A 13,646-nucleotide genomic window follows, 5' to 3' on the forward strand; every position below is an offset into this window, starting at 1 on the left:
GCGGGGAGGAACTGGAGTCGTCGGAAAGGAAAAGGTGTGCTGCAGCGAGCCAGCCGGGGCCAGGTGGCCAAGTGGGGCCGGGTCGCGGCACGGACCCTGCAGATCCCGATGATTCTACCCGCTGCCCCTGCCGGGGTAAGTACCGGCCTTCCGTGCCCCACGGCAGGCATCGGCCAGCAGTAACATGCGCAATGTTTCCATAGTTTATGGCTATCACATTCCGCAATGCTGGCTTGCTACCGCCTGGGAGTCTTCATGCCTGATACGCCGTATCGCCAGTTCCTGGACCGTGTGCCCGACGGGTTTCTTCTGTTTGACGAGCAGGGCGGCCTGCTCGATGCCAATGCCCAGGCCTGCGCCAGCCTGGGCCATCACAAGGCCGCCATGCTGGGGCTGGGCATCATGGACCTATGGCTGGACCTGGATGGACGGCCGCGTGACTTCTGGCGGGACATGGTCGTGGACAGCCAGGCCCTTCTGCGAGGCCGATTGATCCGCCGCGATGGCACCAGCTTGCCCGCCGAGATCCATGTCCATTGCCTGTCACTGTCGGGCAGGCGGCTTTTCTTCACTACCTGGCACGACCTCAGCGAGCGCACCGGCCAGGACGAGCCGATCGGCCAGCCCAATGCGCAGCTTGAGCCGCACCTGCAAAACCGCACCTGGCCGTGGCAGGACTCGACGCGCCTGCTGGAGACCGTGATGCGCGAGACGCCCGACCTGGTCTTCGCCAAGGACCGGCAGGGCCGCTACACCTTCGCCAACCCCGCCACGGCGCGCTTTGCCGGGCGCGCGCCCGAAGACATCGTGGGCAAGACCGACCAGGAGCTTTTCTCCGACAGCAGCTTCACCGACAGCGACCGCCGGGTGCTGGACAGCGATGCGCCCGTGGTGATGGACGATCATCTGCTGGTCGACGGGCAGCGCCGCATCTTCCAGTCCACCAAGATTCCCTATCGCGATGCCGAGGGCCGGACCGTGGGCGTGCTGGGCATTGCGCGCGACATCACCCTCATGCGCCAGACCGAGTCCCAGCTGCAAAAAAGCTACGACGTGCTGCGCCAGGCCGAACAGCTGGCGCGCCTGGGCAGCTGGACATGGGAGCTGGACACCGGGCACTTTCAGGCCTCGGAGATGATGTATGTGATGAACGGCCTGGACCCCCAGGGTCCGCCACTGAAGCGCCATGCCCTGCGCGCCATGCTCGGGCCGCAGGATCTTGCACGGCTCACCGCTGCCGTGGATCTGTGCATCAGCACCGGCCAGTCCTACAGCATCGATGTGGTCCAGCGCTGCCCGGACGGCCGGCAGTTCGCTGCCCGCCTCATGGGCCGGGCCCTGCGCGACGAGCAAGGCCGCATCGTCGCGCTCAGCGGCACGCTGCAGGACCTGTCCGAACGCGAGGACGCACGCATGCGCCTCGAAGCCCTGGCCGACAACCTGCCCAGCGGCGCCATCTACCGCCTGGAAGGCGGCTTGACGCAACTGCGGCTCAGCTACATCAGCGCCGGCATAGAGAACCTGATCGGCGTGCCGGCCCACGCCATCATGGCCGATCGGCAGGTCTACCTGAATGCCATCCATCCCGAGGACCTGCCGCTCTACCAGGGGATGATGCAACGCTCGATCGATACGCTGCGGGTCTTCGATTGCCGCTTTCGCGTGATCAGGCCCGACGGAGAGATCCGCTGGCTGCGCTGCCGCTCGGCCCCCCGGCGCTGTCAGGAGGGCATGGTCTGGGACGGCATCATGCTGGACATCACCCGCGAGCGCGAGGCCGAGCAGGCGCTGCATCAGGCCAAGGAAGCCGCCGAAGCGGCCGAACGCGCCAAATCGGATTTCCTGGCCATCATGAGCCACGAAATCCGCACACCCATGAATACCGTCATCGGCATGACGCGCCTGGTGCAGCAGACCGCGCTGACATCGCGCCAGCGCGGCTACCTGGAGAAGGTGGAGCGCTCGGCCAGCGCCCTGCTGGCCGTGATCAACGACATCCTCGATTTCTCCAAGATAGAGGCGGGCATGCTGGCGCTGGAGGAAGTGGACTTCGCCCTTGACGATGTGCTGGAGACCGTGACGGCCTCCACGGCGCTGCGCGCAGAGGAAAAGGGCTTGGAAGTGGTCTATGCGCTGGACCCGCAGCTGCCGCCCCGTTTGCGCGGCGACCCAATGCGCCTGGGCCAGGTGCTGACCAACCTGGTCGGCAACGCCATCAAGTTCACCGAGCATGGCGAGGTGGTGATCTCCCTGCATCTGGAGCCGCCGCCGGTGGACGCGCCTGCCGATGCCGATGCGGACACCACGGCAGCACCCCTGCACCACCTGTGCGTGAGCGTGCGCGACACCGGCATAGGCCTGGATGCATCGCGGGCCGAGCGGCTGTTCCAGCCCTTCACCCAGGCCGACATCCAGACCACGCGCCGCCACGGCGGCACCGGCCTGGGCCTGGCCATCTGCCACAGGCTGGTGCAGCTCATGGGCGGCAAGATCGGCGTGTGCAGCCAGCCCGGCCAGGGCAGCGACTTCCGCTTCACGGCCAAGGTCCGGCTTGCCACGGATGCGTTGCCGGACGGCCACGACAACCTGGGCAGCACCGGCGTTCTCATCGTCGATGACAACGCCAGCGCGCGCGAGGCGCTGGCCGCCATGGTGCGCAAACTGGGCATGCGCTGCGATACGGCGGCGGACGGCATGCAGGCGCTGCGCATGCTTCAAGAGGCCGCACGCCAGGAATCTCCCTATGGCCTGGCCCTGCTGGACTGGCGCATGCCCGGCATGGACGGACTGGAGCTGGCACGCCGCATGCGCGAGCGACAGGACCTGGTCAAGACCCCGGCTGCGCTCATGGTCACGGCCTTCGGGCGCGACGAAGTGCAGCTGCGTGCCGCGCAGTTTGGCCTACTGGGCCTGCGGGGCCTGCGGGGCCTGCTGATCAAGCCCCTGACCGCATCGGCATTGCGGTCCTCCATCCGGGAGGCGCTGCAGGACCCCGAATCGACCCAGCCTGAAGACCCGGCGGCCGGCCCGTCGCCACAGCAGCGCTACCCGGGCCTGCCTGGGCGCAGGGTGCTGGTGGTGGATGACAACGTGCTCAACCGCGAGGTGGCCACCGAGCTGCTGGAGCAGGCCGGCATATCGGTACAGACTGCGCAAGACGGTCTGCAGGCGCTGCAGCTGCTCGACAGCCAGCCTTTCGATGCCGTGCTCATGGACGTGCACATGCCCGGCATGGACGGCCTCAGTGCCACGCGCGCCCTGCGCACGCGCAGCGCGCTGCGGCATCTTCCGGTGATCGCGCTGACTGCACAGGCCTATGTCGAGGAGCGCGCCCTGATCGAGGCCGCAGGCATGAATGCCCATCTGACCAAACCCGTTGACGATGTGCTGCTGTACGAGACGCTGCAGCGCTGCCTGCGCGCAGCCCCCCCGCCAACGGCAGCGCCTGCGCCGGCCCCGCCCTCCCGGCCCACGCCCCCAACCCCTGCCCCGGCCTGGGATCCTGTGCAGCTGCGGCAATGCCTTGCCAGCCAATCGCCGCGCATGCTGCATGCGATCGAAGGCTTTGCCCAGGACTTTGCCGATGCGCCGCAACAGCTGCGCCGCGCCGCGCGCAGCGGCAACTGGGCAACCGTGGCGTCGTTGGCGCATACCTTCAAGGGCAGCCTGGGCTACCTGGGCGCGAACCTGCTGGAGCAATGGTCGGCCATGGCCGAGACCGGCGCGCATGCCTGCCTGTCAGGCGACGGCAATGGCGGGAATGCCCGGCCCAGCGGTGATCTGCCATCCCTGGTCCAGGCGCTGGCCGATGGACTGCAGGGCCTGCTGGCGGAAATCGCCGTGCGGTCCAGGCATGCGGCCTTGCCCCCCCTGGCCACGGTGTCCAGCGCTGCGCCCTCGCAGCAGCAGCAGCCGCCGCAGCGGCAGCGGCAGCGGCAGCCGATGACCGCAGAGGAAGTCTCATCCACGCTGGCTCGGCTGCGGCTGCAGATTGCCGACAGCGACTATGCCGCCGTGGCCGAACTGGAACGGCTGCGGCCCCTGGTCAGCGGGCGCCATGCGTCCGTGCTGCAGCGCATCCAGCGCTGCACCGAGTCCCTGGAAACCGAGGCGGCGCTGCAGGCGCTCGATCAGCTGGCGCGGAGCATGGCCGCGAACCGGATGGCCCTACAGGGAGCTGCAGATGCTTGACGCCCTGACCGGGTCGGAGCTGCCCACGGTCCTCATCGTGGACGACGAGCGGCTGAACCGCAGCATGCTGGCCGAGCTGCTGAGCCCCCACTACCGAGTGCTGCTGGCCAAGGATGGCCCTGGCGCCCTGGTGGTCGCCCACCGCGAAGCCCACCGCCTGCAGCTGATCCTTCTGGACCTGGCCATGCCCGGCATGAACGGCTACGAGGTACTGGGTGCGCTGCGCGCGCAGGAGCGCACCGCCCATATCGCCGTCATCTTCATCACCGGACAGAGCAATGCCGAGGCCGAGGAATACGGCCTGCGCCTGGGTGCGGCCGACTATGTCTCCAAGCCCATACGCCCCGCCGTGGTCGAGGTGCGCGTGCGCAACCAGATCCGGCTGGCCCTGCAGCGCCAGGCCCTGGAGCGCCTGGCCATGGTGGACGGGCTGACCGGCCTGGCCAACCGGCGCCACTTCGACGACGTGCTGGAGCGCGCCTACCGCCGCAGCCTGCGCACGGGCGAGCCCGTGGGCCTGGCTCTCATTGATATAGACCACTTCAAGCAATACAACGACTGCTATGGCCATGTGCAGGGGGACGAGGCGCTCAAGGCCGTGGCTGTCACGCTGCAGCGCCATGCGCGCCGGCCCTACGACCTGGCCGCGCGCTTTGGCGGCGAGGAATTCGCGCTCATCCTCCCCGGCGAAAGCGACGCCCCGGCCATGGCCGAGCATTTCCGCCAGGAAGTGCTGCGCCTGTCCATCGCCCACGCCGCCTCTCCCACGGCGCCGCAGCTCACCGTCAGCTGCGGCGTACTCACCGTGCGGCAGCCGTCTGCCGCGCCTTTGGAAACCTGGCTGCAGAAGGCGGACGGCCTGCTCTACCAGGCAAAGGCCCAGGGGCGCAATCGCATCGAGGCAGCCGTGGAGCCCTGAAAATGCGCCCCGAACCACGGCATGGCACCCGGATTCTGAGCCTGCACAACCGGCGGCGGGAAAGCCACAGCTATCATTGAAAGATGCTCTCCGTCCCCCTGATTTCCGCCAACGTATCGCCCCTGGGCTGGATGCTGGCGCTTGCCGCAGCCGTGGCCTATGCCGTGCCAGCCGCCGGCGCCCGACGCATCAGCCAGGCCGGCGCCCGCATTGCCCTGCGCCTGGCCTGGGTGCTCCACGCCCTGGCCCTGGCCTGGGGCCTGCTCGGGGAGCAGCCTCATTTCGGCTTTGCACCGGCCCTGTCCATGACGGCCTGGCTGGTGCTCACCGTCTATGGCGTCGAGCAGCAGCTGTTCCCCAAGATGCGCGCGCAGCTGGCGCTGTCCGCGCTGGGCACGGCCGCCGTGCTCATGGCCGCGCTGTTTCCGGGAACGCCCCTGCATGTCAACGCCTCGCCCTGGCTGCCGCTGCACCTGGCACTGGGCATTGCCTCCTACGGACTGTTCGCGGCCGCCGTGGTCCACGCCTCGCTGATGACACGCGCCGAGCAGCACATGCGGCTGGGCGGCGGTGGCCATGACAGCGGCCTGCCGCTTCTCACTCTGGAGCGCCTGACCTTCCGCTTCGTGTCCGCAGGCTTTGTGCTGCTCACGGCCACGCTGGCCGCAGGCTGGCTGTTCGGCGAGCAGCTCTACGGCAAGGCCTGGGTCTGGAACCACAAGTCTGTGTTCTCGCTGCTGTCGTGGCTGACCTTTGCCGTGCTGCTGATCGGCCGTGCGCGCTTTGGCTGGCGTGGCCGCAGCGCCGTGCGCATGCTCTATGCAGGCGCCCTGCTGCTGCTGCTGGCCTATGCGGGATCGCGCTTCGTCATGGAAGTGCTGCTGGAGCGCACCACATGAAGTACCTGCTGGTCCTGATCGTCATCATCATTGCCGTCGGCGTCTGGCGCAGCCAGCGCCGTGCCGAGGCCCGCGAGCGGCGCCAGGCCGCTGCGCCGCGCAACCCGGCCAACCCGGCCAATGCGCCGCTGGCGGCTCCACAGGACATGGTCGAGTGCGCGCACTGCGGCCTGCACCTGCCGCGCAGCGAGGCCATCGAGGCGGCCGGCCGCAGCTACTGCAGCGCAGAGCACCGCACCCTGGCGCAACGGCGCTGAGCATGCAGGACGCTACCCCCCCCCAGCCACCCACCATCGACGAGGCTGCGGCGCAGTCGCCGCACGACGCCAACGCCCCCTTTGTCCGGCTATGGCAGGGCTTCCTGACCGGCCGCGTGCTCATCGCCACTGCGCTTTTGCTGCTGCAGCTGGCGCTGCTCAGCGTGCAGCCGGGCGGCAATTCCCTGGTCTGGCTGGTCTGCCTGGGTTACCTGGGGCTGACGCTGCTGCTGCGGCTGACGGCACGCGCCCAGCCGCCGTCGCCCCGCGCCGGCGTGCACTGGCTGCCCGTGATCGGCGTGGACATCGCAGTCATCTGCCTGCTGCAGATGCTGCAGACCGGACCGCTGAACTACTCGGCCCTGCTGGCCATTCCCATCCTGATCTCGGCCGTGCTGGGCAATCTGACGCTGGCCCTGGCCACCACGGCCAGCGTCACGCTGCTGACCCTGGGCTGGGTGGCATGGCAGGACGTGGCTGGCCGCATAGAAAGCACCCAGGCCTACTACCAGGCCAGCTTTGCCTGCGCAGGCTATTTCGCGGTGGCCTATCTGACGCACGAGCTGGCACGCCGCGTGCGGCGCGAGCGCCACCTGGCCCAGCACAGCAGCCGCAAGGCCCAGACGCAGGAACAGGTCAATGCCCTGGTGATCCGCCACCTGGGCGAAGGCGTGCTGGTGGTCGATCCCCAGTTCCGCGTGCAGCAGGCCAACCCGGCCGCGCTGCACCTGCTGGGGCTGGCCGACGCGCATGCCCTGCCCTTCGCCCTCAAGGAGCATTCCGGCTGGCAGCGGCTGCAGGACGCCGTGGCCCAGAGCTTTGCCCAGAACCTGCCCATCTCGGCCGCCATCCATCTGCAGTCCATCGGCCAGGAAGGCATGACGGGCCTGCATCTGCGCACCTGGCTGACCGAGGTCGCCACCCCATCCGACGCGGCCGAGCCCGCGCTGCTGCAGCAGCTGTGCGTGGTCTTTCTGCACGACCTGCGCGAAATGGAGGCGCGGCTGCGCACGGAGAAGCTGGCCTCCATGGGCCGCATGTCCGCCGCCGTGGCCCACGAGATCCGCAATCCGCTGGCCGCCATCACCCAGGCCAATGCCCTGCTGGCCGAGGATCTGGCGCAGGACCCGGCCCAGCAGCAGCTGTGCCGCATCGTGGGCCAGAATGCCGAGCGCCTGGCACGCATCGTCGAGGACGTACTCAACATTGCCCGGGCCCAGCAGCACATTGGCGAGGCGCATGCCGGTCTGCTGGCCCTGGACCAGCACGTGGCCCAGGTTTGCCAGGAATGGCAGGCCCAGGGCCAGCCCGCGCACAGCATCCAGCTCCTGCTGGACGCCAGGGACAAGACCGTGGTGTTCGATGGCGAGCATCTGCGCCGCATCCTGGTGAACCTGCTGGACAACGCCCGGCGCTACCGCAGCAACGCCCACGAGCCACACACGCTGCAGGTGCTGACCGGCGCGCCGGCCGGCGGCCAGATCTGGCTACAGGTCTGGAGCGACGGCGCCGCGCTGGAGCCCACGGTGCAACGCCATCTGTTCGAGCCCTTCTTCTCTTCGGAAAGCCGCTCCAGCGGCCTGGGCCTGTATATCTGCCGCGAGCTGTGCCAGCGCTACGATGCCAGCATCAGCTACCAGCGGCTGTCGCGGCCCACGCCGCACGGCCCTGTCGAGGGCAATGCCTTCAGCATCGTGTTCCGTGCCGGCCCGGCCTCGGCCCTGCCGGCCTCCCTGTTTGATCAGATTGTGGTGTGATGCCTTTGAACTCCCTGCCCACTGCCGCATCGATCCTTGTCGTGGACGACGAGCCGGATCTGCGCACCCTCTATGAACTGACCCTTCTGCGCGAAGGCTACCGCGTGGAAACCGCCGCCAGCGTGGGCGAGGCGCGCGAGCAACTGCAGACCCAGCGCTTCGACGTGGTCATCACCGACATGCGCCTGCCCGACGGCATGGGCATGGAGCTGCTGCAGGACCTGCGCAGCCAGCAGCGGCGCGAGCGCTGCGTGGTCATGACGGCCTACGGCTCCGCCGAGAACGCCGTCGAGGCCCTGCGCTCAGGCGCCTTCGACTACCTGACCAAGCCCGTGGACCTCAAGCAGTTCCGTCTGGTCGTGGCCTCGGCCGCCCAGGGCGTGGGCGGTGTGCCGGCCCCGGGGGTGATGCCGGCGCGCAACCCTTCGGCCGCTCCCGCCGCCAGCCCGGTCCTCAACGGCAGCGGCGCACTGGACGCCATGGTGGGCGACTCCCCCGCCATGCAGGCCGTCAAGCAGCGCATTGCCAAGGTGGCGCGCGGCATGGCGCCGGTGCTGGTGCATGGCGAGTCGGGCACGGGCAAGGAGCTGGTGGCCCGCGCGCTGCATGCCTGCAGCCAGCGCGCCCATGGCCCCATGGTGGCCGTGAACTGCGGCGCCATTCCCGAAAACCTGCTGGAGGCCGAGTTCTTCGGCGCGCGCAAGGGCTCCTATACCGGCGCCACCCAGGACCGCGACGGCTACTTCCAGGCTGCGCGCGGCGGCACCTTGTTTCTGGACGAGATCGGCGACCTGCCCCTGGCCATGCAGGCCAAGCTGCTGCGCGCCATCCAGGAGCGCCGCGTGCGCGCCCTGGGCTCCGCACAGGAGGAAGCGGCCGATGTGCGCATCGTCAGCGCCACCCACCGCGACCTGGCTGCCGATGTGCAGCAGGGGCGCTTCCGGCAGGACCTGTACTACCGCCTCAATGTCATCGAGGTGCTGCTGCCCCCGCTGCGCGAGCGCCGCGAAGACCTGCCTGCCCTGTGCCGCGCCCTGCTGGCACGGCTGTCGCAGGAATCCGGCCTGCCCATGCCCGAGATCGACGAGCGCTCGGTGCAGCAGATCGCCCGCCTGCCCCTGCCCGGCAATGTGCGTGAACTGGAGAACCTGCTGCACCGCGCCATCACGCTGGGCGAGGACGGGCCGCTGCGCATAGATCCCGAGATGCAGCTGCCCTGCGGCACACCGCCCGCACCGCCTGCATCCGCCTCGCCCTCTCCTTCGCTCTCGCCTTCGCGCCCCCTGCCGCCAAGCGGCCCGCTATCGCCAGAGCCAGCCGATGCCGACCTGCCCCGTGACCTGCAGGCCTGGCTGGACGAGCGCGAGCGCGGCATCCTGGTGCAGGCGCTGCAGGAAAACGGCTTCAACCGCACGGCCACGGCCGCGCGCCTGGGCCTGAGCCTGCGCCAGATCCGCTACCGCATCGACCGGCTGAACATCGCCCTGCCCGGCGATGCCAGCGCCGAGGCGGACGGAGGCGGCCATGGCGAGTCCTGATCCGCAGGCGCAAGCCACCCCGGCCCCGGCCTGGACCTGGCAAGGCGGCTGGCTGCAGCAGGCCCGCCACCTGCCCTCGCCCAACTTTGGCGAGCGCCCGGCCCAGGCGCTGGTCGATCTGGTCGTCGTGCACTCCATCAGCCTGCCCCCCGGCGAGTACGGCACGGGTGCGGTCCAGCAACTGTTCACCAACCAGCTCGACTGGGACGCCCATCCTTACTACCAGGGCATACGCGGCCTGGAGGTGTCGGCGCATTTCTTCATCACGCGCCAGGGCGAGGTCTGGCAGTTTGTGGACTGCGATGCGCGCGCCTGGCATGCAGGCGCTTCCTGCTGGCGGGGCCGCGACCGCTGCAACGACGACTCCATCGGCATAGAGCTCGAAGGCCTGGAGGGCCTGCGGTTCGAGCCGGCCCAGTACGCGGCGCTCGATGCCCTGTGCAACGCCATCGCGGCGCGCTACCCCGTGGCCCATCTCGCAGGCCATGAGCACATCGCGCCGGGCCGCAAATGTGATCCGGGCGCAGGCTTCGACTGGCACCGGCTGCGCGGGCTGCTGGCCCATCACCCTGCCACGGCGAACTGGCAGCTGCCGCCGGGCGCGGGCCAGCCCTCCACGTAAGCGCACACCCTCATCGCAGGCACCGCCAGGTCTTGCGCAAAACCCCGCTTGTCCACAGGCAGAGGACAAAGGCTGTGTCAATCCAGAAAGCAACCGATGTGGCGCGCCAGGCGCACGCAGCGGCTGCCTGATCATTTTTTACAAATTCACGCATGTGTCGCAGCCCCACTGTCCATGGGGCTTTCAGCGGTCCGACCGGCGCAGGGCCAAGGCTGCAGCGGCTTGCGGCGGACCATCGCCCGCAAGCCACGGCGCAGCGGGCCTTTGCTGCTATTGGCTTGTAGGTTGCGCACCCGTTTGGCGCAGCGCAAACAGCGGTTTTCCGGCTGTGAGTACCCCGTGTACATGAGACGGCGATACACTACAGGTAGTGCCCAGAAGCACGCTGGACACCATATCTAGTGTTCACAAGCTGTGCACACCCTGTGAAAACGGTGTGTACATCCGACCCCGATTCCATCTCCCAGCAAGCCTGCCCCAAGTGCAGGTCCGCGTCCGTTCTATCCACAAACACCCGTTGAGGAAACTCATGCAAGAAGCACTGAATTCTTTGGCTCCCGCTGCGCACGGTGATGCTGCCAATCCTTCCTCCGCCCATCACCTGTCCGTGCAGGACGGCTACCAGATCATCCGCCGCAGCGGCGATGTGGTGCCCTTCACGCCGCAAAAGATCGCCGTCGCGCTGACCAAGGCCTTCCTGGCCGTGCGCGGTGCCCAGGGCGCGGCCTCCGCCAGCGTGCGCGAGACCGTGGACGAGCTGACCCAGGCCGTGGTTCGCGCACTGCTGCGCTCGCGTCCGGGCGGCGGCACCTTCCATATTGAAGATGTGCAGGACCAGGTCGAACTGGGCCTGATGCGCGGCGGCCACCACGACGTGGCGCGCGCCTACGTGCTGTACCGCGACCGCCGCAACCAGGAACGTGCCGAGCAAAAGAAGGCCGCCGAGGCCGCAGCGGTTGCCGCCGCCGCACCGGCGCCCGTGCTGCATGTGACCGACAACGGCCAGCGTGTGCCGCTGGACCAGGCCCGCCTGCTGGCGCTGATCGAGGCGTCCTGCCGCAACCTCAACGCCGATATCCAGGCCGCCCCCATCGTCGCCGAGACGCTGCGCAACCTGTACGACGGCGTGCCGATCGAAGAAGTCTTCAAGGCCTCCATCCTGGCCGCTCGCACGCTGATCGAGAAAGACCCCGACTACACCTACGTCACCGCCCGCCTGCTGCTGCACACGATCGTGCGCGAGGTCATGGGCCGTGACGTGCACCCGGCCGACATCCAGGCGGCCTACGCAGAGTACTTCCCCGGCTTCATCCGCAAGGGCGTGGACAACGAGCTGCTCAACCCCGAGCTGCTGAACTACGACCTGCCCCGCCTGGCTGCCGCCATCAAGGCCGAGCGCGACGAGCAGTTCGACTACCTGGGCCTGCAGACCCTGTACGACCGCTACTTCCTGCACGTGCGCAAGACGCGCATCGAGCTGCCCCAGTCCTTCTTCATGCGCGTGGCCATGGGCCTGGCGCTGCAGGAAGAGGACCGCAATGCACGCGCCATCGAGTTCTACGAGCTGCTGTCGTCCTTCGACTTCATGAGCAGCACGCCCACGCTGTTCAACAGCGGCACGCTGCGCTCGCAGCTGTCTTCCTGCTACCTGACCACGGTGCCCGACGATCTGGACGGCATCTATGAGTCCATCAAGGAAAACGCCCTGCTGTCCAAGTTCGCCGGCGGCCTGGGCAACGACTGGACGCGCGTGCGCGCCCTGGGTTCGCGCATCAAGGGCACGAACGGCGAGTCGCAGGGCGTGGTGCCCTTCCTCAAGGTGGTCAACGACACGGCCGTGGCCGTGAACCAGGGCGGCAAGCGCAAGGGCGCCGTCTGCACCTACCTGGAGACCTGGCACCTGGACATCGAGGAATTCCTCGAACTGCGCAAGAACACCGGCGACGACCGCCGCCGCACGCACGACATGAACACGGCGAACTGGATTCCCGACCTGTTCATGAAGCGCGTCATGGAAAAGGGCCACTGGACCCTGTTCTCGCCCTCCGATGTCGGCGACCTGCACGACCTCTTCGGCGCCGCCTTCGAGCACGCCTACAAGGCCTACGAAACCAAGGCCGACAACGGCGAACTCAAGCTGTTCAAGCGCATCCCGGCCATGGACCTGTGGCGCAAGATGCTGTCCATGCTGTTCGAGACCGGCCACCCCTGGGTCACCTTCAAGGACCCCTGCAACGTGCGCTCGCCCCAGCAGCACGCCGGCGTGGTGCACTCGTCCAACCTGTGCACCGAGATCACGCTGAACACCAGCGACACCGAGACCGCCGTCTGCAACCTGGGCTCGGTCAACCTGGCGCGCCACATCGTCGATGGCGCCATCGACCACGGCAAGCTGCGCAAGACCATCACCACGGCCATGCGCATGCTGGACAACGTGATCGACATCAACTACTACGCCGTGCAGAAGGCCAAGGACTCCAACCTGCGCCACCGCCCCGTGGGCCTGGGCCTGATGGGCTTCCAGGATGCGCTCTATGAAATGCGCATCGCCTACGCCAGCGACGCGGCCGTCGAGTTCGCCGACCAGTCGATGGAAGCCATCTGCTACTACGCCTACTGGGCGTCCACCGAGCTGGCCAAGGAACGCGGCCAGTACTCCAGCTACAAGGGCTCGCTGTGGGACCAGGGCATCCTGCCGCTGGACACGCTGAACCTGCTGGAGAAGGCACGCGGCGGCTATGTGGAAGTGGACCGCTCCTCGCGCCTGGACTGGGATGCCCTGCGCGCCAAGATCGGCCAGCACGGCATGCGCAACTCCAACTGCGTGGCCATCGCGCCCACGGCGACCATCTCCAACATCGTCGGCGTCGATGCCTCCATCGAGCCCTCGTTCGGCAACCTGTCGGTCAAGTCCAACCTGTCCGGCGAGTTCACCGTCATCAACCAGTACCTGGTGCGTGACCTGAAGCGCCTGGGCCTGTGGGACGACGTGATGGTCATGGACCTCAAGCACTTCGACGGCTCGCTGCGCCCCATCGACCGCGTGCCCCAGGACGTCAAGAGCCTGTACGCCACCGCCTTCGAGGTCGAGCCCACCTGGCTGGTCGAGGCCGCTGCGCGCCGCCAGAAGTGGATCGACCAGGCCCAGAGCCTGAACATCTACATGGCCGGTGCATCGGGCAAGAAGCTGGACGACACCTACAAGCTGGCCTGGCTGCGCGGTCTGAAGACCACTTACTACCTGCGCACCACCAGCGCCACCAACATCGAGAAGTCCACGGTGCAAAGCCGCGTGCTCAACGCCGTGCCCTCGGCCGCCGCCGCACAGCCTGCCGCCGTGAACACCTCCAGCGCCCTGGAAGCCGCGGCAGCCGCCGCACGCGCCCAGGCACCGGCGACGGACATCAAGTTCTGCGCCATCGACGATCCCGGCTGCGAAGCCTGCCAGTAAGCCGCGCAGCGC

The 13,646-nt window shown here is 68.2% G+C and carries 8 protein-coding genes; all 8 read left to right on the forward strand.

Annotation, left to right across the window (positions count from 1 at the left end; genetic code table 11):
- Positions 1–255 precede the first annotated feature (255 nt).
- The 8 genes from IB269_RS11310 (at position 256) to IB269_RS11345 (ending at position 13,634) form a co-directional block, all read left to right on the forward strand.
- A complete protein-coding gene (locus IB269_RS11310; RefSeq protein ID WP_192367191.1) occupies positions 256–4,191 on the forward strand; it encodes a response regulator in 3,936 nt (1,311 codons plus the stop codon).
- Positions 4,184–5,110, forward strand: a complete 927-nt coding sequence (locus tag IB269_RS11315; protein WP_192367192.1) for a diguanylate cyclase domain-containing protein — start codon at positions 4,184–4,186, stop codon at positions 5,108–5,110. The genes IB269_RS11310 and IB269_RS11315 overlap by 8 nt, the downstream gene beginning before the upstream one ends.
- An 83-nt stretch (positions 5,111–5,193) precedes the next feature.
- The gene (locus tag IB269_RS11320; protein ID WP_012203436.1) at positions 5,194–6,009 is read left to right on the forward strand and encodes an inner membrane protein YpjD; all 816 of its coding nucleotides are present in this window, start codon (positions 5,194–5,196) and stop codon (positions 6,007–6,009) included.
- On the forward strand, positions 6,006–6,266 hold the full coding sequence (locus IB269_RS11325; protein ID WP_012203435.1) for a PP0621 family protein: 261 nt from the start codon (positions 6,006–6,008) through the stop codon (positions 6,264–6,266). The genes IB269_RS11320 and IB269_RS11325 overlap by 4 nt, the downstream gene beginning before the upstream one ends.
- Before the next feature lie 2 nt (positions 6,267–6,268).
- A complete protein-coding gene (locus IB269_RS11330; protein WP_192367193.1) occupies positions 6,269–8,023 on the forward strand; it encodes a sensor histidine kinase in 1,755 nt (584 codons plus the stop codon).
- The gene (locus IB269_RS11335; protein ID WP_192367194.1) at positions 8,023–9,561 is read left to right on the forward strand and encodes a sigma-54-dependent transcriptional regulator; all 1,539 of its coding nucleotides are present in this window, start codon (positions 8,023–8,025) and stop codon (positions 9,559–9,561) included. The genes IB269_RS11330 and IB269_RS11335 overlap by 1 nt, the downstream gene beginning before the upstream one ends.
- Positions 9,548–10,183, forward strand: coding sequence for a 1,6-anhydro-N-acetylmuramyl-L-alanine amidase AmpD (gene ampD / locus IB269_RS11340; protein WP_192367195.1), 636 nt, complete (start codon positions 9,548–9,550; stop codon positions 10,181–10,183). The genes IB269_RS11335 and ampD overlap by 14 nt, the downstream gene beginning before the upstream one ends.
- Positions 10,184–10,712: 529 nt before the next feature.
- Positions 10,713–13,634: a ribonucleoside-diphosphate reductase subunit alpha gene (locus tag IB269_RS11345; RefSeq protein ID WP_013804092.1), complete on the forward strand. Its 2,922-nt coding sequence runs from the start codon at positions 10,713–10,715 to the stop codon at positions 13,632–13,634.
- The last annotated feature ends 12 nt before the right edge of the window (positions 13,635–13,646 follow it).

Origin of the sequence: Delftia sp. DLF01 (assembly GCF_014852125.1) — a bacterium.
Classification (GTDB): Bacteria; Pseudomonadota; Gammaproteobacteria; order Burkholderiales; family Burkholderiaceae_C; genus Comamonas; species Comamonas acidovorans.